This window comes from Candidatus Methylacidiphilales bacterium, from assembly GCA_030054035.1.
In the GTDB taxonomy this organism is placed as follows: Bacteria; Pseudomonadota; Gammaproteobacteria; order JASGCS01; family JASGCS01; genus JASGCS01.
The window spans coordinates 1-23,171 of sequence record JASGCS010000002.1; the positions used below are offsets into that span (position 1 = coordinate 1).

Annotated in this window: 18 protein-coding genes; 12 read left to right on the forward strand and 6 right to left on the reverse strand. The window is 37.1% G+C overall.

Annotation, left to right across the window (positions count from 1 at the left end; all coding sequences use genetic code 11):
• Positions 1–5,355 (reverse strand): filamentous hemagglutinin N-terminal domain-containing protein (locus QM538_02420; GenBank protein ID MDI9347337.1); only part of this gene is annotated, 5,355 nt, incomplete at its 3' end.
• 115 nt (positions 5,356–5,470) lie between these two features.
• Here QM538_02420 and QM538_02425 point away from each other — a divergent pair.
• Positions 5,471–5,959 (forward strand): methylated-DNA--[protein]-cysteine S-methyltransferase, encoded by a 489-nt coding sequence (locus tag QM538_02425; protein ID MDI9347338.1) that lies wholly within the window; start codon positions 5,471–5,473, stop codon positions 5,957–5,959.
• Positions 5,960–5,961: 2 nt separating this feature from the next.
• On the opposite strand, the gene QM538_02430 is transcribed toward QM538_02425, so the two are convergent.
• From QM538_02430 to QM538_02445, 4 genes are read right to left on the reverse strand one after another with little or no spacing between them, the layout of a single operon-like run.
• Entirely contained in the window at positions 5,962–6,282 is a 321-nt protein-coding gene (locus QM538_02430) for a hypothetical protein (protein ID MDI9347339.1), read from the reverse strand.
• Positions 6,283–6,287: 5 nt separating this feature from the next.
• Positions 6,288–8,483 carry an MMPL family transporter gene (locus QM538_02435; GenBank protein ID MDI9347340.1) on the reverse strand — a complete coding sequence of 732 codons (2,196 nt, stop codon included), beginning with the start codon at positions 8,481–8,483 and terminating at the stop codon, positions 6,288–6,290.
• Entirely contained in the window at positions 8,484–10,136 is a 1,653-nt protein-coding gene (locus QM538_02440) for a hypothetical protein (GenBank protein ID MDI9347341.1), read from the reverse strand.
• The gene (locus tag QM538_02445; protein MDI9347342.1) at positions 10,133–10,909 is read right to left on the reverse strand and encodes an outer membrane lipoprotein-sorting protein; all 777 of its coding nucleotides are present in this window, start codon (positions 10,907–10,909) and stop codon (positions 10,133–10,135) included. The genes QM538_02440 and QM538_02445 overlap by 4 nt, the downstream gene beginning before the upstream one ends.
• A 68-nt stretch (positions 10,910–10,977) precedes the next feature.
• On the opposite strand from QM538_02445, the gene rmuC reads away from it, so the two are divergent.
• The 11 genes from rmuC to pdxA are packed head-to-tail and all read left to right on the forward strand — an operon-like array spanning position 10,978 to position 22,788.
• On the forward strand, positions 10,978–12,267 hold the full coding sequence (gene rmuC, locus QM538_02450) for a DNA recombination protein RmuC (GenBank protein MDI9347343.1): 1,290 nt from the start codon (positions 10,978–10,980) through the stop codon (positions 12,265–12,267).
• 12 nt (positions 12,268–12,279) lie between these two features.
• Complete coding sequence (locus QM538_02455; GenBank protein ID MDI9347344.1) at positions 12,280–13,056, forward strand: TatD family hydrolase; 777 nt, start codon at positions 12,280–12,282, stop codon at positions 13,054–13,056.
• The gene (locus QM538_02460) at positions 13,053–14,213 is read left to right on the forward strand and encodes an acetyl-CoA C-acyltransferase (GenBank protein ID MDI9347345.1); all 1,161 of its coding nucleotides are present in this window, start codon (positions 13,053–13,055) and stop codon (positions 14,211–14,213) included. Before QM538_02455 ends, QM538_02460 begins: the two co-directional genes overlap by 4 nt.
• 22 nt (positions 14,214–14,235) lie before the next feature.
• Positions 14,236–15,495 carry an aminotransferase class III-fold pyridoxal phosphate-dependent enzyme gene (locus QM538_02465; protein ID MDI9347346.1) on the forward strand — a complete coding sequence of 420 codons (1,260 nt, stop codon included), beginning with the start codon at positions 14,236–14,238 and terminating at the stop codon, positions 15,493–15,495.
• Positions 15,496–15,498: 3 nt separating this feature from the next.
• Entirely contained in the window at positions 15,499–16,176 is a 678-nt protein-coding gene (bioD, locus tag QM538_02470; GenBank protein MDI9347347.1) for a dethiobiotin synthase, read from the forward strand.
• A gap of 59 nt (positions 16,177–16,235) precedes the next feature.
• Positions 16,236–17,396 (forward strand): ADP-forming succinate--CoA ligase subunit beta, encoded by a 1,161-nt coding sequence (gene sucC / locus QM538_02475; protein ID MDI9347348.1) that lies wholly within the window; start codon positions 16,236–16,238, stop codon positions 17,394–17,396.
• Complete coding sequence (gene sucD / locus QM538_02480) at positions 17,393–18,157, forward strand: succinate--CoA ligase subunit alpha (GenBank protein MDI9347349.1); 765 nt, start codon at positions 17,393–17,395, stop codon at positions 18,155–18,157. Before sucC ends, sucD begins: the two co-directional genes overlap by 4 nt.
• Positions 18,142–18,270, forward strand: a complete 129-nt coding sequence (locus QM538_02485; GenBank protein MDI9347350.1) for a hypothetical protein — start codon at positions 18,142–18,144, stop codon at positions 18,268–18,270. Before sucD ends, QM538_02485 begins: the two co-directional genes overlap by 16 nt.
• On the forward strand, positions 18,271–20,496 hold the full coding sequence (locus tag QM538_02490; GenBank protein MDI9347351.1) for an LptA/OstA family protein: 2,226 nt from the start codon (positions 18,271–18,273) through the stop codon (positions 20,494–20,496). It abuts the gene before it with no gap.
• A 2-nt stretch (positions 20,497–20,498) separates the two neighbouring features.
• Positions 20,499–21,794 (forward strand): peptidylprolyl isomerase, encoded by a 1,296-nt coding sequence (locus QM538_02495; protein ID MDI9347352.1) that lies wholly within the window; start codon positions 20,499–20,501, stop codon positions 21,792–21,794.
• Between the two features lie 34 nt (positions 21,795–21,828).
• The gene (gene pdxA, locus QM538_02500) at positions 21,829–22,788 is read left to right on the forward strand and encodes a 4-hydroxythreonine-4-phosphate dehydrogenase PdxA (GenBank protein ID MDI9347353.1); all 960 of its coding nucleotides are present in this window, start codon (positions 21,829–21,831) and stop codon (positions 22,786–22,788) included.
• Here the strand turns inward: pdxA and QM538_02505 are convergent.
• The gene (locus QM538_02505) at positions 22,785–23,165 is read right to left on the reverse strand and encodes a hypothetical protein (GenBank protein ID MDI9347354.1); all 381 of its coding nucleotides are present in this window, start codon (positions 23,163–23,165) and stop codon (positions 22,785–22,787) included. The genes pdxA and QM538_02505 overlap by 4 nt on opposite strands.
• Positions 23,166–23,171: the final 6 nt, after the last annotated feature.

Genomic DNA, 23,171 nt, shown 5'->3' on the forward strand with positions numbered 1-23,171 from the left:
TGTAATAGGATTTGTTGAAGTTCCGATACTACCATTGGTTGCTATGAGGGTGAGAATTCCAGAACTTCCAACGGAGATGGTTCCTGTACCACCTGTAATATTACCACCTGCTGTGAGGGTGATTGAAGATGCGGTGATGTTGTATGTGCCATAATTTAAGTTTGCGGATGCGCCTAGTGCTTTTAGAATAATAGTTGCACTTGGGAAGTTTAAGGTGGAGGAGAGCGATAAATTACCAGCAGTTTGTTCAAATGAGAGTGTGCCAGATAAGAAATTATTGATGGTCGCTAAGAAAAGTGCTGATGACACTGATTTAAGATAAATTGAACCTGATGATAAGGAAGTTAAGTTAAGGCTTGATGATGTCCATGAACCTGAAGTACTAGTTATTGTAATAGGATTTGTTGAAGTTCCGATACTACCATTGGTTGCTGTGAGGGTGAGAGTTCCAATACTTCCAACGGAGAGGGTTCCTGTACCACTTGTAATATTACCATTTGCAGTTAATGTGATTGAAGATGCGGTGATATTATTATTTGATGTAATAACAATATTTCCATTCCCAGAACTAGTATCTGAAGCTTTTAGAATAATAGTTGCACTTGAGAAGTTTAAGGTGGAAGAGAGCGATAAATTACCAGCAGTTTGATCAAGTGAGAAAGTTCCTGTGCTAAAAGTATTAATAGTCGCACCAAAACCTCCTGATACTGATGTTTTTAGATATATATTTCCACTTGACATGGTGGTAAGACTTAGATTAGATGAGCTCCAAGAACCAGACGTTCGTTCTATGAAAATAGGGGCTGAAGAACTACCAATTGAACCAGTAGAATTTGTAATAGAAAGATTGCCAGCTACGGTTAGCGATAGAGAAGCGGTAGAAGGTATTGTATTAAGGGTAATATTTCCATTCGAGGTGCTAGTATCGGATGCTCTAAGGATGAGATTAGAATTGGAAAGATTAGTATTAGAATTAGTTGCGTTGCTTATATTTCCAATGGTTTGTTCAAGGGAAAAGGTACCGCTTGATAAAAAGGAAATGGTTGGGCTAGCAGCAGTGAGTGCTGAAAGCACTCCTGATGTAGGGGTCTTGATATAAATATTAACACTAGTTCCAGAAATAGTGAGATTTGAAGTCGTCCAAGAACCAGACGCTCGTTCTATGAAAATAGGGGCTGAAGAACTACCAATTGAACCAGTAGAATTTGTAATAGAAAGATTGCCAGCTACGGTTAGCGATAGAGAAGCGGTAGAAGGTATTGTATTAAGGGTAATATTTCCATTCGAGGTGCTAGTATCGGATGCTCTAAGGATGAGATTAGAATTGGAAAGATTAGTATTAGAATTAGTTGCGTTGCTTATATTTCCAATGGTTTGTTCAAGGGAAAAGGTACCGCTTGATAAAAAGGAAATGGTTGGGCTAGCAGCAGTGAGTGCTGAAAGCACTCCTGATGTAGGGGTCTTGATATAAATATTAACACTAGTTCCAGAAATAGTGAGATTTGAAGTCGTCCAAGAACCAGATCCATTCGCAATATTGATAGGAATAGCACTAGTGCCTATATCTCGATAAGATTCTAATGTTAGGCTAGATATGGTTATCGTATAAGAGCTACTATTATTAGCAATATAACCATATGTAGGATCGGTAGAAAAAGATTTTAAGATTAAGTTCGCGCTAGGAAAATTAATATTACTTGTTATACGAATATTTCCACTGGTTTGCTCAAGGGAAAAGGTACCGCTTGATAAAAAGGAAATTGTTGAAAAAGCACTTAGCACGCCAACAGATGAAGTTTTAAGATAGATGGAGCCAACTGTAGCACTGAGAATTAAATTAGTATTACTCCAACCACCAGAAATTCGCTCAATAGTAACTGGGCTGTTAGCACTTCCAATTGAACCAGTAGAAGTAATAGAAAGATTGCCAGCTACGGTTAGCGATAGAGAAGCGGTAGAAGGTATTGTATTAAGGGTAATATTTCCATTCGAGGTGCTAGTATCGGATGCTCTAAGGATGAGATTAGAATTGGAAAGATTAGTATTAGAATTAGTTGCGTTGCTTATATTTCCAATGGTTTGTTCAAGGGAAAAGGTACCGCTTGATAAAAAGGAAATGGATGGACTAGCAGTAGTGAGTGTTGAAAGCGCTCCTGAGGTAGGGGTCTTAATATAGATTGAGCCAGATTGGGCTGTTAAATTTAAGTTTGAAGTGGACCATGTTAAAGTAGGTCTTTCAATAATTATAGGAATCGCTGTACTACCAATAGAACCATTACTAGAAATCAAAGTAACAATTGATGCTAAAATCTTATGAGCACTTGTGGTGGCAATTATATTCCCTGTAGCATCAAGTCTAACTCCTGAGTTGTTATGAGTAAAAGTGATTGAGGATGCAAGAACAATTTCACCAGTGGTAATAGAGTTTGTGCCAGATTTTAAAGTCAATGAATTTGGTCCTGAATAATTAATTGGTGAATCTACAGTAATTTTTTTATCGGCCTCCAACACCAAATTACCTCCATTTAAAAGATTTACAATCTGAGCAGGAGTGTGATATATTGTATCTTGATCTTCAAGCCAATCTAAATCAAGCAAAAAAGCCTTGCCACTAACTGAAACTACATTCATCGCTACTAGTTCACTGGCAGCTATCAAGGCATGACTATTTGAAAGAGCTACAGAGCTACCAAACTTTGAGTTAGCAGCAAGAGCGGTGATAGATAACCCTGAAACTGTTGAAAGAGTGCACCATGGAGAAGTAAGAGTAACAGAAGTAGTAGCACAACTTGAAGAGAAGCTAGGAGTGCCATCTATTTTATAAAGATAGGCATCGCCTCTATAAGATGAAACACCATTGGCACCGACGAGGGCATGGGTGGAGTTTAGCGCGACTGAGCGGCCAAACTCTGAATTAGCGGCAAGTGCAGTAATGGGCTGGTTGCTTGATGAAGAGAGCGTGCACCATGCAGAAATAAGGTTTCCTGTGGTAGCACAAGTAGAAGTGAAGCCTTCATTGCCATCTAGTTTATATAGATAGGCATTACCTCTGTAAGTTGAAACACCATAAGCTCCAATAATAGCATGGGTGGAGTTTAGTGCGACTGCGCGACCAAAATCTGAATTAGCGGTAAGTGCAGTGATGGGTTGGTTAATAGAAGAAGATAAAGAACACCAAGCTGAGGTAGGAGTGCCAGAAGTAGTAGCACAAGTAGAAGTGAAGCCATTAGTGCCATCTAGTTTATATAGATAGGCATTACCTCTGAATGAAGAAATACCACGAGCACCGATAAGGGCGTAGGTAGAGTTCAACGCAACTGAAACGCCAAAGTATGAATTAGCGGCAAGTGTAGTAATGGGCTGGTTGCTTGATGAAGAGAGCGTGCACCATGCAGAAATAAGGTTTCCTGTGGTAGCACAAGTAGAAGTGAAGCCATTAGTGCCATCTAGTTTATATAGATAGGCATTACCTCTATATGAGGCGATATCTGGAGCACCGATGAGGGCATAGGTTGAGTTTAATGCAACTCTATAGCCAAACCATGAATTAGCGGCAATTGCAGTGATGGGTTGGTTACTAGAAGAAGATAAAGAACACCAAGCTGAAGTAAGAGTGCCAGAAGTAGTAGCACAACTTGAAGAGAAGCTAAGAGTGCCATCTAGTTTGTATAGATAGGCATTACCTCTGTAAGATGAAATGCCAGGCAAACCAATTAAGGCATAATGAGAATTAAGTGCAACAGAAACAGGAGATTCAAATGCTTCATCTGTTGGAAAAGGTTGACTAGGTGTCGCAGATAAATCCAACCAACTTCTGTTATTAAGTCTAAATAGAAAAGCAACAATACCAGTTGGTGTAGATGTAATTATAGGAGGACAGATGTACGCCCAAAGATTCTCATCAAAACATTCAGGGCTAGTATCCACTTCACTTGTAGTCGTAACCGTTCTCTTACCTCCAATAATTAAATGATTATCATCAATCGCTACTGAATAACCAAATTGAGAGCCATTTGTTAATGTCATCCCTAGTCTTTGATAGAGGTCAGTAAAGTAATCTGTGGATGAGTTTTCTGAAATAAAAATATAATCAGGATCAATTAATATTGTTCCATTGTTACCGTAAGTTGATAGGGTGGATATTTTAAGATTTGACGACTGGTTGATTTGTTTGGCTGATAGTTCTATAAACCCACCATTGCCATATATTGAAGTTGTGGTAATCGTACCATCTATATTTGCTTCTTGTTTCGCTTGAATTAAGATGGTGCCACCTGTTGCAGTAGTGCTGTTCGCAGAAATGGTTGTAGTTGAGTCAATAGAGACGGTAGGTGTTTTGAAATCCCCTATTGTGATAGTACCTAATAGACTAAGCCCACTATTTTCTTGAGCTAAAATCTGATCGGCAAAAAGTTTTGCCGATAAAAATATTAATGAACTATCAGCTTGATAGTATTGCGTAAGTGCATTGATTGTGGCAGAGATGAGAGCAAAGTTAGTTGATTGTAGTTTGAAATTAGCTGTTGAGATAGTGACTTGGTTATTAAGAAGAATACTATGCGCTGAAAGTGAGATAGTGCTGGTGGCATTTGAATTGGTAGAGTAAGCTCCGGTAAGTGAGAGATAATTAGTAGTAACCGAAATGCTCTCACCTGAGGTAATGCTCCCTCCACCTACAATACTACCATGTGCAAAAAGATCAACATCGCCAACTATCGCAGTAGTTGCTATAGCACCATGTATGGCTATATCTTTAGTAGCTGTAATTAAAATAGACTGGGCAGAGGTAGTGGAAGAAGTTTGATTAAAGGTTATGGTTCTTGCAATAAGTTGAGTTTTATTTGCTGTTGTTATAATTCCTTGAAGTTCTATATCCGCTAGTGAAGCTGATGCATTAAGTGAAAGTGTATTGGTAGCATAATCATAGGTAGCGTTGGCTAACGAAGTAGCTGCCGCAATAAAAGTATTGGCAGATACCGAAGAGTTTCTTCCAAAATAAAATCCATTAGGATTAAGTAAAACAATTCGTCCATTGGCGGTTATTGATCCTAATACCTGTGAAGGATTTTGATCAAGAATAGTATTGATAGCAATAGCATTGGATGATGGTTGATTAAATAATACCGCTTCAGTGTTGCCGATATTAAAACTATCCCAATGTATCGTGACGCTACTTGATTGTTGAGTTATGGTGGTAGATTGAGATACTTGAGAAACGACAGCTTGACCTACTTGGACATTGTTCAGAACTGGCGCGGACTCAACGAAATGTGAAATTAAAAAAATTGGGAGAACTTTTGCTGATAAGGCTATATACCTAGCCGAGGTTGTGGATATTTTAATATTTAAATTCATTACCTAATCAATAACGCCTCCTAATTTAATTTTTGATTTACAACTTTCTTAACTTAAAAAACATTATACAGTACAATTATATATATTTAGACAATTGATTTTATTTAGTTATACCATGTCAAATACAATATTCATTACTACCCTGTTTGGTCATATCCATATCCACGCTAACGGGACTCATATCCAGGCGATAGAGTTAAGTCATCGTAAGGTAAAAAAAAATATTACACCTGATACCAATAGTATTACTTTCAGTAAGGTAATTGTGAAGCAGATTCGTGAATATCTTGAGCACAAGAGAACAGCATTTGATCTACCGTACATGCTCCCTGTAAATGCGAGTGAATTTCAAAAGAAGGTTTGGTCTGCGATTATTGATATTCCTTACGGAACTACCGTTAGTTATGGTGATTTAGCAATGTTGCTTAATAGCTCGCCCAGGGCAGTTGGAAATGCATGTGGCAAAAATGCCATTCCACTAATCATACCTTGCCATCGAGTGGTATCAAAACTCGGGATAGGAGGATTCTCAGGCGCGACTAATAGCGATAAAATTGCTAATGTGAGGATTAAGAAGTATTTACTTGATCTAGAGCAAAGTTGATATTATGGGTGCTCTAGTGGGTAAACTTCATAAGCAACTTCTTCATATGGATGTGCAAGTTTCATGGCATTTAAAACTTGTGGTAAATCTGTGCGTTTAACTAGTACCTCTATTTTCTCTTCTTCAACAGAGCTGATGGTGTTGGTTGTGCCAATTGAAGGGGTGGCACCTGGTAGGGGTCTAAATCTACCGATACCTTTTGTGCTAAATGAACAAAAATCATAATTACCTAATTTTCCTGCTCCCGCCAATGCGATTGCTTCTCTGACCTTATCGCTGTGGTTGCAAGGGACAAAGACTACTAACTTAACATAGTTACCCATTGTTATTATTTTAAATGTTTTACTATTAATAGTGAAGGTAGGAGCACAAGTGTGGCAAAGAGTGAGCATAACAATGCAAATGTGTTAAAGAGCCCAAATCGGTTTAGCACGACTAAATCACTAAGCATAAACACGCCGAACCCTGCTATTAATAATGTCGTAGTCCAAATAATTGGTCTGGATAATATAGAGATAGTCTGAGGGATTGATAGACCTTGACTCTGGCGATAAAACATAAAATGAATAACCATATCCACAACTAATCCTGCACTGATACTTCCGACCATTACCGTAGAAAAATCAAAAGGGATTCTGAGCCAAGAAATTAACCCTATGACCATAAGTGAGGGAAATAAGGTTGCGATTGAACCAACCAATGCTTGGTAAAAAGAAAAATGAAAAAAGAAAATTACTAAATTAATTAAACTAGTAATAATAATAGACTGAGCTTGTGAATCTACTACCATTTCACTTAAGCGAAATACTAAGTAATTTGAACCACTAAAAATTACTTGTGGGAATATTTGCTCGCTGACATTTTGAATAGACAAAATCAGCTTACGCATTTGCTCTGAGTTTAGGTTTTTAGTATGGATGTTTAATCGCGCAGTTGCGTAATCAAAATCAACATAGGGCTTTAGTGGATCTTCTTGGAACTCACTGCGAGAAAGTTCAATTAATAAAATATCTTGTGCCAGTGATTGATCTGTGGTTGGATACAATGCTTTGCCTTGACTTAATGAATGATGCACTATCTCAACCACTTCAACCATTGAATTAACTGAGCGGACTTCAGGAATTCGCTCTATCTCGTCTCTCAATCTACGCAATTGGGCGAACTTTTCTGCGGTAGAAAAACTACCCGTTTCTTGTTTTACTATTACCTGTAATTGACCACTGCCGATGAGATTTTGATCTACAAAGGCAAAAGCTTGGCTCAACTCTGTACTAGGTTTAAAAAATACTTTTAGGAAATTAGTCTCGGTTTGATAATAGCGAAACCCATAAAACGCTAAGAGCACTAATAAGGTGGAGATAAAAAGAATAGACTTTTGATACATAAGTGTTCTTGTGATGATGTTAGCTGATTGTTGAGTATTAGCAGTACCAGCAATTGCAGATAACTCCATTACCCATGCAGCCACAAGGGTATGTATAACAATCAAGAATGAAGCCACAATAATGGTACAGAACGATAGCACTCCTAATTGATGTAAGGGAAGTATTTCACTTGCCGCAAAACTTCCAAAACCAATTGCAGTAGTTACACTTACATAGAAGACTGGAAGCCAAAGCGAACGAAAGCAATTAATCGCTCTTTGTTTTGGTGAAAGCGCTGCTAGGTTTACCCAGTGATTTAGGATAAATTTTGAGTCTGCAGTAGCGATGACAATCATGATAACCGGAAGACTAAGACTAATTACTGTGATTGGATATCCAAATAGGGTATGAAAAAAAAGTGAGGTGAGTGAGGCAATGATGCTATTAATTGAGATAATCAATGGTTCTTGTATGCGTCGGTAACAACCTAGTAATAACAATAGTACGATGAAAAACAATATCGGCGTAAGGGTAATCATATTATTAATGGAAGATTGATCTAAGCTATGATTAAGCGCCATACTTCCGGCAAATTGTAATCGTTCAAATTCTTGCGACGAAGAAAAAATCTCAGTAACAATGTTAATACTATGTGCTCGCATTACAGCATCTCCTTCAACATTGTGTTGTAGAGAGACCAGGATACTATTTCCATGGTCAGATACTAACTGACCTTGGTACGGGCTAGCGGTAAGTAACGATTTAAACTCTTCAACTGAAATCAACCCTCGCTCAAGCCCTTCACGATAGGTCAAAAAACTTACCTCGCCATTTTGTGCAGTATAGACAAATGAAATGCTCAGCGCAGAAGTTATGGTAGCCTTTGGAAGAGATTGCTGGAGTAGATCTAGAGCTTGTGAAAGTGTTTTAATGGTAGCTGGATTAAATAACCCTTTAGGAGTTTCTAACGCTATCAATAAAACTTCACCACCATTAAATCTACTATCTACCCAATCTTGTTGTTTTTGAATTGGATGATTCTCTTCAAGCCAATGATAGTTACTGAATGAAGATCGGGACGCCACTCCTCCGAGAATTACAATCAGAAGTAATAGTCCAGCAAGGTAACTAACCCAGCGAAACCATGAACAACCAGTCATTTAAAAACTAACTTGAAATCCAGTTCTTAGTGCAATGGTAAGATCTGTATTAAGTTCAGCATCAACACCAAGATATTTATTCTTATCAAAATTATCAGTTACATTAGAAATCAAACTGTTATCACCAGAAAATTGGATCGCCTCAAAGCCAAGAATAAAAATAGCCCCCTCAGCCATTTGATAGTTATATGCTATTGAAATTCCAGCAGCCACTCCAATAGAACCAAGTACAAATGTTGTGGAATGATCTCTTTGCTGGCCAAAAGTATATTTAGCCACTAAGGAAGGACCTATAATTGCATCGTTTAGTTCGGCACCAAGTTGCTCAGCTCGCTTCGCTTCTTTACTATGTTGATAAAAGAAACCGAACATTGAAAAAAACACATTCCAATCTTCTGATAAATAATCAACACCAAGCGCAAAAATAGTAAAGTTACTTTCTAGATATAATCTATTTTTATTTGCGCTAGTAATAAAGTTAAGTGTGTCTACATCTCGTTGGCTAACTCCTCCAATAACTGATAAACTGCAACCTTTATAACGGTCGCTATTATTATATTGAACAAACTGATTCAAACTTGCACATTGTGGTAAATCAATGTCTCCAGAAAATACTGGATCTAAAAAGTAGAGTAACTCTGCCTTGAAAGTACTGTTATCATCGACTGGTACGGCAAGTTCAATTCCTAATGTACGCACCTCATTGTAATCTTTCTTTAATTCAGTTTGGTATATTGGGGTATTTCCAATAGTCGTACCACCAGCGACATTATTTAGAGGTATACCCTCAACAATTGTACGAAGTTCATTTGCGCTGAAACCCCAGAAACCTTGGAAGTAAGTTATCCCAACAGTGACCGTATCTCTAAAAACCATACGAAATGCTGCTTGCTCTCTACCCTTAAGTTTTAGTTTTTTCTGCACGATGCTAGTGTCAGAACTGCTAGCAGTTTTAGCTGCGCTACCACTTATATTAGTGTCTGTTATATTGTATCTAGTAAAAGTAATATCTCCATCTAATGCTGAAGTAATTTCATCGCGCTCAATATCTGGAAAATAGTAAATACTTAATTCGGTTGATTCATTTGGGTACAAGCTTAAACGCATATGCGTTAAAGGTAAACGATTTTCAACTTTAGTTAATTTAAGTGAGGTATCTGAAAAATCAAAAGGCAAATTCAAGTCTACTGGGGAGAAAAGATCAAACTGACCCCAAGCTAGTTTCTCTTTGCCCAAAACAAACTCTACTATATCTCCATTTGCTTTAAGATAAAATTCATTGGTTCGCAGAGTTTCTTTTGCGTATATAAAACCTTCTTGACGGGTTTCCGTTTGAATAGCATAATTACCATTTGGATATTTTTTTCGATCACCTTGTGGATCGAAAGTATACGCATGATATGTGTTGTTTGATATGTAGCGTATCTTTGAACTAAATCCATATAACTCTATCCCTAACGCAAAACCACTTTGATTAAAATCATCTTGCCATTTAAAGCGAAGGTTGCCATTCTGGCGATAATTACCGGTTGAATCTCCAATTCCGCCATAATTGAAATTAAATTGGCCAGAAAAATGCTTGTCGTAATACTCATCCGCATGAACTTGCGTAATGGCAAAACAACTAATAATTAAAGCAAGTAACACTCTCATTGTTGCAATCCTTTTGCACTAAAAAACCTATCATCAATTGTAACAGTAGTGTCAGTATTAGATACTTTCATTATTGTGTAACTTTTTCGTTTATGTTGGTTCATTTCACTCTCCATGGGCATCCACATACCTTCTATATTTTTTATTGTTTTATTAATTAGCGTTTTGAACAGACCATTAGCATCATAATATTCTACTGATAGAAGTACCATTCGTTCACAATCAATGGTATTAATTAATTTTTTATACGGCGAATCAGTATCCTTTGGTATACTAACTACTTTGCATTGTTTAGGAGTTTCGCTTTCAAGAGAGTGAGAATCCATAACGATGGTACGCCCCCCCACATCGTCATTACTATAATCAGATCCCATAAAACTTTTATGCTTGTCGTTTCCACTAATTTTTATGATTCTTTTCAATGCTGGAAGAAACATAGATTGTTCATTATTACTATTCCCATCACTGCTAATTGTCAAAAATGAGCTGCCTTTAATATCCGCTGGACTATAAAATTTAATCAGCACTCTACTATTTTCATTTTGTTTTTTTTTCCACATCGTAAGTAAACGATGTCGTTCACTGCCCTGTTCATTCACAAGAGTCATCTCAATATCAAGTTTCATCTGTGGGTGTTTGTTTAGCTGTGCGTATACTTGCTTCATAATTTGTTCGCCGCGATTTTCTTCTCCGAAAACTGGGGTAAAAGAAATCCACAGCACCCACAACAACAAGATTCTTGCAAAGACTTGTGTCGTAGTGCAAATAAACATGGCAATATTATATTACAATTTTATAACTTTTATTCCTTGCCACACATTTTATAAACTAAAATGGTAGTGTGAATAGTATTTTTATTTCAATTATTGGTCTCACACTAGGGATAATGATTGGCTGGTTATTGCGTAGTATAAAAGGTAATTCTAAAACGAGTGAGAGAATTGAAACTCAATTAGAATTTGAGCGAAACGAGCGGGAAAGATTAAAGCGCGAATATGACTCTTTAAGGATTGATTTTACCAAGCTATCTGAGGCTAAAGCTGTGGCCGAAACAAAATTACTTGAGAATGAAAAACGATTTATTGCCCAACAAGAGTTCATCACTTCTGCAGAAGCGAGGATGCTTGATTCATTTAAAGTATTAAGTGGTGAGTCTCTCAAGTCTAGTAGTGGGGAGTTTTTAAAGCAAGCCGAGAGCACGCTAGGCGATCGTTTAGTCAAACCTTTGCATGAATCATTAAAACGATATGAAGAGCAAATCAAGAATTTAGAGAGCAAACGAGACACTGAGTACGGTGGGCTTCGCAATGAACTAGAAACGCTTACGAAACAAAATAAAGATTTACAAATAGGAACCGAGAGATTAGTTTCAGCATTAAAGCGCCCTGAAGTGCGAGGTTCCTGGGGTGAATCACAAGTAGAGAATATTCTCAAACTATCTGGAGCATCTGAGTTGTGTGATTTTCAAAAACAAATAACGACTGACGATGGTAGCGGAAGGGTGGATTTTATTATCCATCACCGATTATCAGGACAAAAATTAATTATTGACAGTAAAGTTAACCTAGGCCCATTTTTGGAAAGTTCAGCGTTAAGTGATAAATCACAAGAAACCATGTTAACAAGACATGCCGAATCAGTCAAGAAAAATATGATAGACTTATCAAAAAAAGAGTACTGGAACAAAATAGAAAACGCTTTAGATTTTGTTATTATGTTTGTGCCCAGTGAATCGCTGTTGTATTCTGCATTATCAGAAGATGCGAGCCTACTTGAAGATGCGCTAGCTAAAAAAGTTGTTATTGCATCTCCAATGACCCTGATAGTTTTAATGAGATTGTTAGTGATAGGGTGGCAAAAATACGAACTTGAAAAAAATGTCATGGAGATCTTAAACCAAACCAAAGAATTATACAATCGTTTCAAACCATTTATTGATAATCTTGAAAACACTGGGAAACACTTAGATGCCGCAATTGAATCTTATAATAAGACCATAGGCTCCTATGAAAGAAATATCTTTACGAGCTTACAAAGAGTGAAGGAATTAAGCCCAGGTTTAGAGCAACACTCTGAACCTAGCCAGATTACTCAAACGGCACGATTAATTGTAAAAAAAATACCGAGTTAGCACGGTGCGACCATGATTGATATTGGTGCAAACTTAACCCATCCAAGTTTTGAAAAAGATTTATCAGAGGTTTTAGTACGCGCATGGAATAGTGGGATTGAAGCAATAATAATAACTGGCGGAACGCTTACTGAGTCAGCAAGAGCTCGTGAACTTTGCAAGTATGATTCAAAATTATACTACACATGCGGAATACATCCTCATGAGGCAATCAATCATAAAGATTTTGATCAAGAGAATTTTCTTGCAATGCTTCACAATGATCGATGTGTGGCATTGGGTGAATGCGGGTTGGATTACCATCGTAATTATTCATCGCCAGATATACAACAGGTACTGTTTCACCAACAACTTTCTATTGCAAAAGGATCTTCTTTGCCATTATTTCTTCATCAGAGAAACGCTCTTGACGACTATCTAGCTATAATTAAAGAACATACCCTCTGTAACAAACTTGTTACTCATTGTTTTACAGAAGGAAGAGAGACTTTAAAAAAATTATTAGATATCGGATCATATATTGGAATTACTGGTTGGCTCTGCGACAAAAGACGCAATCAAGAATTACTTGAAGCGATTTCATACATTCCACAAGATAAACTGTTAATAGAAACTGATGCGCCTTTTTTAACACCTGACGAAGTAAAAGATATTGATAAACGCAATGAACCAAGCAATCTTATCTGGATTGTTCGCAAAATTGCTGCGCTCAGAGGAATCACCAACGAAGAACTGATTACAATCACGACAAACAATAGTTTAAAATTATTTGATAAAATTAACTTATGAAGTCAGTCTGGATATTAGATGCAAAACGAACTGCAATTGGCAAATTGAATGGCCAATTTGCTCATTACCAAGCAAGTGACTTAGGTGCTCACCTCGTCAAGACCTTTCTCATGTCGCTTTCTACTCAGAATGTAAACCCTAATTTAGTTACTAGAGTGATCTTCGGTCAGGTACTTACCGCTGGTGCTGGTCAAAATCCAGCTAGACAAAGCGCATTAGGTGGGGGTTGTAGCGATGCGGTTGTTGCTTCAACAGTTAATATGGTTTGTGGTTCTGGTCTCTATGCGGTACTGCTTGGATACCAAGAAATTGCTTTAGGAAACGCTTCTTTGGTGATCTCAGGCGGTCAAGAAGTGATGAGCAAAGCTCCATTCTTATTACCAGACATGCGTTCGGGCAAAAAATTAGGCCACACCACAACTCAAGATAGTATTGTCCATGATGGTTTATGGTGTGCGTTTAAAAAATATCATATGGGTATTACTGCGGAGAATATCGCAACCAAATACTCTATCAGTAAAGAAACTCAAGATCAGTTCGCATTTCAATCACACCAAAAGGCTACACAAGCCACCCGTCAAGGGTTATTTGCTCATGAACTAGTTTTGTTAGATGGAGAAGATTCGGATCAACAAATACGATCAGAAAGTGACATAGGGGATTTTAGTAAACTCAAGGCAGTGTTTTCAAAGGACGGAACGGTTACCGCAGGTAACGCCTCAGGAATCAATGATGGCGCTGCTGCAGTATTACTATGTGATGAATCAGCATTACCTGAAAACGCAAAGCCACTTGCAAGAATCGTTGCTTTTGGACTTTGTGGAATAGACCCAGCATTTATGGGGTTAGGACCTGTTCAAGCAATTCAAACTTGCTTGACTAACGCTGGTTGGAATATATCTGATGTTGATTTATTTGAATTAAATGAAGCTTTTGCATGTCAAAGTTTGGCAGTAATTAATGAATTAAAAATTAATTTTGAAAAGGTAAATGTTCAGGGTGGGGCGATTGCACTCGGTCATCCTATCGGCGCTTCCGGATGCAGAGTGTTAACCACCTTAGTTCACGCAATGCATAAAAATAATTGTTCTCGCGGAGTAGCATCGTTGTGCATTGGTGGCGGTCAAGGTATTGCTATAGCTGTTGAGCGTGCATAAGCCACCACACTGGCACCCTGCAATGAATGAAAGGCGGCTTCTCGTCGCTCCTCCATCTGAAGTCATTCAAGCGCTAGGTTCAAAAATACAGGTAAAGGATGGTAGTTGGTTGTATGATTGCACTTCAAGTTGGTGGTGTAAAAGTTTTGGCCATCAACACCCAAAATTACAATCAGCATTAATCTCACAAGCCCAGCAGTTTGAACAAGTAATTTTTGCACATTGCACCTATTCAGCAATTGATCAATTAAGCGAGCGGCTTAGCAATTCTTGCATGGAGGGAGAGGCAAAGGTTTTTTATACCAGCGAAGGTTCAAGTGCGATAGAAATGGCTTTAAAGCTCGTTGAGCACACTTGGTGTGATCAGAATGGAGATCAGGTTGGAATTTTTGTTGGATTACAAAATGGTTACCATGGAGAAACTATCGGGGCCTTAAGTGTAAGTGATAGCAAAATTTATAAAGCTCCATATCAGAAATTATGCTTTGATACAACTTTTTTAACAGTTCCCTATATATCCCAAGGCTCAGTGTTTGAAATTGAACATTGTGATTGTCGGGAATTAGAACTAGCATTAGAAAAACTCCCGAATTCAATTAAGGCATTTATACTAGAACCATTTGTACAAGGTGCATCTGGAATGTTAATGTATCATGCTGATGTCATTCGTACAATTTTTGCCTACACCCAGAAAAACAAAATACCCCTGATCGTGGATGAAATTATGACAGGTATGGGTAGGCTTGGCGCAATATCTCCTTGTAAGATTGCAGGAATAAAACCTGATATCATTTGCCTTTCCAAAGGACTTACTGCGGGTTGGGTTCCATTTAGCGCAACGATTATACAAAACCGGTTTTATCATCGCTACTTAGACCATCCATATGCAAAAAGTTTTTTACATAGTCATACGTATTGTGGCAATCCGCTTGGCGCAAATGTTGCATTAGCAGTTCTAGATTTATTAAAAGAAATAGATTATCAATCACTTTTTTATTCCTTACAAACAGTTGCTACCTCTGTCACTCAAACATTTGATTATTTTTCTAAGGCACGAAGTTGTGGCGCAATCGTAGCTTGGGAGGTTATTGCCAGGCTGCGTAACCATGATATTTTTCCTGCAGAAGTAACATCTCTAGCAAGGAAACATGGGTTGCTTTTGCGTCCGATTGGAAACACCATATATCTCCTACCGCCTTTAACAACTACCCATGAGGAACTGCAGCAAATTGGTAATCGGTTACACGATCTAGCAGTTGATTTGCCTCAGCTTTTTCTATAAAAAATGAAATCATATTTTATTAGTGGTACAGATACTGGGATAGGAAAAACTAAAGTAACTCAACTTTTATTACGAAGCTACGCAGAGCGCAATATTTCTGCTATCGCAATTAAACCAATCGCTTGCGGATCTCAAAAAAATATCAACTATCCTCACCACACCAATGAAGACGCTGAAATTTTCCACATATCAAATAGCATTTCATTACCGTATAAGACGATTAACCCAATATTGCTAGACGCCCCGATCTCACCGCACCTTGCTGCTCAAAGACAAGGCATTACTCTATCAATTAATTCAATTCAAAACGCCATAAAACCAGCGCTTAATGCTGGCGCAGAAGTGTTACTTTGTGAAGGGGCTGGGGGTTTATTAGTTCCTTTGAATGAAAAAGAAACTATCTTAGATCTATGCCAAGCATTACATTTTCCACTAATTATGGTGGTTGGGATTCGACTGGGTTGTATTAATCACGCTTTATTAAGCGCTGAAGTTCTACAACAAAGACAAGTGATTTGCGCTGGTTGGTATGCAAATTGTTTAGATGAAAGTTTACTACAATTTAGAGATGTGATAAAAACAATAGAGGATAGCTATGCAACGATTTTAAATACCCCATTATTAGGTATTATTCCCTACAATCCACCACTTTCATTTTTACCTTCCTTGCCATCAAAATAATTATGTATTAATGTATATTGATAGGCTATAATGACAAAAATAAAATATTAATATAATCTATGAATCTACACGAGTATCAATGTAAAGAGTTATTTCGTAATAACGGGATTCCTGTTCCTCAAGGAACTATTATCAAAAACCCCAATCAAGTCGAACATGCAATTAAGAGTTTGTCAGGTAGTCGCTTTGTTGCCAAAGCCCAAGTCCACGCTGGAGGAAGAGGAAAAGCTGGAGGGGTATTGGTTAGTGATTCTATAACTGAGATAGAGCAATTTTGCAAAAAATTACTGGGGACTAGGCTGGTTACATATCAAAGTGGTTCAGATGGTCAACCTGTTGACACTATTTTAATTGAAGAGGCACTTTCCATTCAAAAGGAGTTTTACTTCGGCATAGTATTAGACCGTTCCAAGCGATGTCTGGTCGCAATGGCAAGTAGTGAAGGTGGGGTAGAAATTGAAAAAGTTGCGGAAGAGAGCCCAGATAAAATTGTAAAAGAAGCAATCGATCCACTCGTTGGTTTTCTTCCTTTTCAAGGCAGACGCCTTGGATTTGCACTTGGGTTAACTCTAGATCAAGTTACACAATTCACCGCTATTACCACTAAATTAGTAGAGTTATATCTGAAAAAAGATTTTAGTTTACTTGAAATTAATCCTCTCATTGAAACGAATCTTGGTACGTTACTTTGTGCGGATGGTAAAGTTACAATTGACGATAACGCATTATTTAGACAACGCGATCTAGAAGCCATAAATGACACACACCAAGAAAAAGAACGGGAAAGAATTGCTAAAGAGCAAGATCTCAGTTACATTAGTCTTGACGGGAACATCGGCTGTATGGTCAATGGAGCAGGCCTCGCGATGGCAACCATGGATATTATTAAACTGCATGGTGGAGAACCTGCAAATTTCTTGGATGTTGGAGGTACTGCTGACGCTAAAAGAGTTGCTAACGCTTTTAAAATAATACTTTCCGACTCTAATGTAAAAGCAATATTAGTTAATATTTTTGGAGGAATTGTCAAGTGCGATTTGATTGCGGAGGGAATTCAAAACGCTATGAAGGAGGTTTCAGTGAACGTGCCCGTAACAGTTAGATTACAGGGCACAAACGCTGAGCAAGGACTTAAAATGTTGTCAGCAAGTGGCATGAAAATCATAACTGCTAACAGCCTAGAGGATGCAGCAAATAAAGTAGTTACTTCAATATCATGAGTATATTAATAAACAAACAAACAAAGGTTATATGCCAAGGCTTCACAGGAAAACAAGGTACATTTCACTCTGAACAAGCAATTGCTTATGGCACATTAATGGTGGGAGGAGTAACTCCAGGAAAAGGAGGAACTACTCATTTAGGTTTGCCTGTTTTTAATACTGTTTCAGATGCTATTAAACATACCGGTGCAACTGCAAGCGTAATTTATGTACCCGCACCTTTTTGTAAAGATTCAATAATTGAAGCTGCTAATAGCGGTATCTCGTTAATCGTATGCATAACTGAAGGAGTTCCTGCATTAGACATGGTGTCAGTTAAAAAATATATAGATGAACTTGGGATTACTCTCATCGGACCAAATTGCCCTGGAGTAATTACTCCAGATGAATGTAAAATCGGAATTATGCCAGGATTCATTCATAAAAAAGGCAAGATAGGAATTGTGTCTCGATCAGGCACATTAACTTATGAAGCGGTGTATCAGACCTCTGCATTGGGATTCGGACAATCAACTTGTGTTGGAATCGGAGGAGACCCAATACCCGGATCATCCTTCATTGATATAATCACACTATTTAACAAGGATCCGCAGACCGAAGCTATATTAATGGTTGGCGAAATTGGGGGCAGTGCTGAGGAAGAAGCAGCGGAATATATAAAAAATAATGTAAAAAAACAATTACGAATACACTATAAGTACAAAGTGTTTTTCGTACAAGAATATTTGACACCTACCATCCAGTGGCTTTTTTTATAGTTAGTCCAAGTTCTGCAAAAGAAAAATTTACCGCGTTACAGAAAGCTGGCGTCCATATCGCACAATCTCCTGCAGAACTTGGACTAACTATAAAAAAAGCCACTGGATGGTAGGTGTCAAATATTCTTGTACGAAAAACACTTTGTACTTATAGTGTATTCGTAATTGTTTTTTTTATCACTCAAGTGGAAGCAAAAGAGTCGCTTGAGCAAATTCTAGAATCCTTCAATCAGTGCTCGGTTGCACAACCGCGCTCCACTATAAAATCAAATACCAATATTAATAATGATGCGGTAATTCAAGCAGACTCAATAAAAACTGATCAAGACGGTAACATTTCCATGCTTGGCAATGTTGAAATTACCATAGAAGATGTTAGTTTATATAGCAATGCAATACAGTACAAGAAAAACGATCAAATATTTCAATTCCCTCAAGGTGGATTATTTGCAACACCAGAAATAAAACTACTCAGTAAACAATTTGAAGCAAATAAAAAAATTAACAAGGTAACCTTAAGAGAAACAATCTATAATTTTGGTGGAAGTTTGGGTAACGGTAAGGCTGATTATATTGAACTCAATACCGAAACTATTTCCACACTCACCAATGCCTCATTTACTACTTGCAATTCGACCAATCCAGAATGGAGGCTTCAAGCTGAAAATATAACAATTAACCATCAAGAACTGCAAGGAGAAATGAAAAACACTTTTTTACTCTTAGGAGAAGTGCCAATTTTTTATTTTCCATATTTTAGTTTTTCAATTGGCTCAAGAAAATCTGGATTTTTAATCCCTCGGTATAGTAAAGACCAGATTACCGGAGGTTCAATAAGCATACCGTATTATTGGAATATAGAACCTGAATCTGATTGGACAATTACTCCGTATTTATATTTTAATTCAGGCCTACTAGTACTTAATGAATGGAGAACAATTTTACCAAATGGGATGTTTATTAATAGACTATCATTTATCAATGATATAAACCCTCTTCAGCCTAGTGGATTACCATCAATTCGATGGTTTAATACGATAGATTTAAACACCTCAAATCAAGGCAGTTTTTTTTCATTGCATACCACAAGTTTTTCAGATAATCAGTACTCAATTAATTTTGGTAATATTCATGAACTAAGTGACCGGTATACTCTAGATAATAGAATTTTTTATTCATATAACGACAAGTACTCTAATTTTCAAATTTTTGGAAATGAGGCTGAGGTGGCAACTGGCTACTCTAGCTCATTGCTACGAACAGATAACTCTGGTACTTTGCCAACCATACAATACAAATCCAAAAATTGGATGGTGGCTGAATCACTAGAATTAACGTACCAGTTACTCTATAGCAACCAATACACAAACAGAAGCAAAAATCAAAAAATCATCAACATGGCGGGTTTACGCTATTTCCCATATATAGATGCGCGCACTCAACTGATGTTAACATTAAATTCATTCTCCAGAAAATACCGTAGCGAAAATCCAATAAGGTTACAATCAATTAGTATTTTGAATCAAACCACTCAAGAACTTGCCTTGCACCATACGGTTGGATTAGCTAACGGTGAAGGAAATTACAACGTTTCAATATCCTACCAACAAGTTGATTTTAAAGATGATTCATTAATCGACAATTTAGATAGTGAAGTGTTGATACCTTCATATAATAATTTTACCAATCAATTTCCTCTTGCCGGATTTGATAGAATAGCTGGATACCAACGACTCACCTTTGGCAACACAGTAACAATATTTGGCGAGTCAAATACAAATCAATGGACAAAAGTCAGGGTACTAGCCCAACATCTATATCAATCAGAATATAATGAAACTGCTAATAAGTCGCCTAAAACAAATACGGTGCCACAGGTCAAGTATGCAAATCAAACAGTAGGTTTTTTTGGAATTGAACATTATGGAACTGAAACTACTTTTTTTGGTTATTCAACATCAACAGGGATTTTTAATCAAAAAGAATTTAATGTAAGTTTATACAGCAGAACTTCTATCGGTGACAATAATATTACTGCTGTTTTATTTAGAACACACAGCGCTGATAAACAATTATTGCTAAATTATTATGCTAAATTAAGTCCTAAAATAATATTTGAACAGACTGTTCAATATAATTTGACTACTAAAGCATTAATTAATATATCATTATCAATAGGATATTCTTCATGCTGCTTAAGTGTTACTTTTGACTACAGAAAGGAAAGCACGTTAACAGGGAGGTTAATACCACATTATCAGATTAGCTTCAAACTGGTTAATTTATTTGATAATGAAACTGACGTATTCTTTGGTAAAATAGGTAAGCAATTGCAATAATCATGCGCATTTATCTATTATTAATTTTTATCTTGAGTTTTTTAACAACCACCTATTCGTTTAGTGCGCCGAAAATACTAGATGCAATCATCGCAGTAATAAATGACGATATTTTAACCGTGAGCGATTATAAAACAAAATATCAGCAATTAATGTTAGAAAATCCTGCATTAATTTCCCTTCCAAGTAAAGAGCGAAAAAAGAAAGTTATTGACGAACTTGTATTAGAACATATACAATTTCAGACTGCGATACGATCTGGAATCAGATTAGACGACATTCAATTTAATGAACTGCTACGCACAATTGCAAAAGAAAATAATTCTACTTTAGATGAGTTAAAAAATAAAATTGAATCAAAAGGCATTTCATGGGATGATTACCAAAACAATATGCGAAAACAACTAGTAATTCAGCAAGCCTATCGGTATTTAGTTGCAGAACAAATAGAGATCAGCAATGAAGAAATCAAAAACTACTTACAAGAGTATGACAAATTTCAAAATAACACAAAAGAATATCAAGTTCAGGAATTATATATTAGTTTTGGAGGTAAGAACGATCTTGAAACTATCAATCAAACTAAACAAAAAATACAATCCATTAGGGATTCAATAACTCAAGGTAAAGATTTTGACACTGTGAGTAGTCATTATTTAAAATCTTCCTCACCACAAACTAACCCGACAACTGCGCGATGGAAAAAAGCAAATGAACTTCCTATTATTTTTTTAAATGCCCTTGTTACAATGAAAGCCGGTGAGGTAAGTAGTCCGATCAGGGGGGATTATGGTTATTTTTTAATTCGCTTAAGCGCGATTAGAGAATCAGAAGAACTCAGTGCTTTTGAAACTCAATATCATATCAGATCAATAACTATTCTCAAAGACCAAGCGCGCACTTCAGAAACATTACAGACATTTAGTAATAATATTAAAAAAAGACTAGATGCAGGGGAAGATTTTGCCGCATTAGCAATACAATACTCAAAAGATAGCAACTCTGCTGGTAATGGTGGCGACCTTGGTTGGATTTCTCTACCCATGCTACCCGCAGAACTTGCTGATGCTGTACGAAAGGCCCCACCGAATTCCTACCTTGGTCCAATTAAAACTACCTACGGATTTCATATTATCCAAGTGTTAGAGACAAAACAGGTAAGTAAGGGAGACCTATACAGAGAAGCAACCGCAAGAGATAACCTAATCAAATTACGACTGAGTGATGAAGTAGAGCGATGGCAGCGTTCATTGTTAACTTCTGCAGTAATTGAACTCAAACAGTTTGACGACCAGTAATAACGTAATGTCTCCTAGCACTATTCTAGTAACTATGGGTGAACCTATGGGAATAGGACCACAATTATGTCTATCACTTGCCTCATTTAAAAATAATCAACCTGCTGATATTTGTGTACTTGGCTCAATGCACATTCTCAAACAATGGAATGAGGTTCTAGGATTAAATATTCCAATCCAGCCTTGGAAAGCGGATATCAAAAAAGCTGCTGGGGTACTCTATGTAGAAAATCTAGCAGGATTAGAAACTATTTCAATCACGCCAGGTAAACCACAATTAAATACCGCACCGTGGCAACATAGCTTACTAACCAAGAGTGCGCAATTGATGAAAGATAAAACATTTAATGTATTGGTTAATGCTCCCATTGACAAATTTGTTGTGCACAGCTACGATCCGACATTTAAGGGTCACACTGAATGGTATGGCTCTTATTTTGATTGTGACACAGTTATGCTCTTAGAAGATGATCAGCTCCGCATAGCATTGACCACTACCCATATTCCGCTTTCTCATGTAGCTAATTCAATCACCATAGATTCTATATACCGAACACTTACTATCCTGCATACTTCTATGCAACACCTATATGGCTTGGCTAATCCAAGAATTATTGTTTGTGGACTCAATCCTCACGCAGGAGAATTTGGACTACTAGGGACAGAGGAACAAAACATTATCATTCCAGCAATTACTAGCGCAAGGGATAACGGTATCCTAGTTCAAGGACCTTACAGCGCTGACTCAATTTTTCAAAATAAATACTTATCTCGATCTGATGTGGTGCTTACCATGTATCACGATCAAGGTTTGCCGGTGCTCAAGTCTAGATCATTTGGTTTGATAGCTAACGTTACATTAGGTTTGCCAATTATCAGAACTTCTGTAGATCATGGAACTGCTTATGATCTAGCTAGTAGATTAGAACTAGCAAACCCAGAGAGTTTACACTACGCTATCCGGAAAGCAATTCGATTAAACACTAACTACTAACGCTCCCACTTGCCTTCACCACTACAAATAGATTCGTTTTTGCTAAAATTTTTTAACCGGGCTTGATATTGCCCCCCACTACAAGCACCAATTAATGGTCGGTATTTTTCATCATCGAAAGGTATTTCCAATGTCTTCGGCATTAAGGTACGATATTCATCCATACAACGCGAAATTGATATTCTAGCAACTATCTTACATTTTTTATCGTCGACTAAAAAACATTGCCTAAAATAACTTTTTTTATCGCACATAGCAAATACAATCGCTTCAAGATTATCTTTAATCCACACCTCACGATCATGTGGAAATGATAGACAGATTTGTGAAATAAACATTAATAAAAATCCAATTGAAAAATAATTACATTTAATCATGCCAAT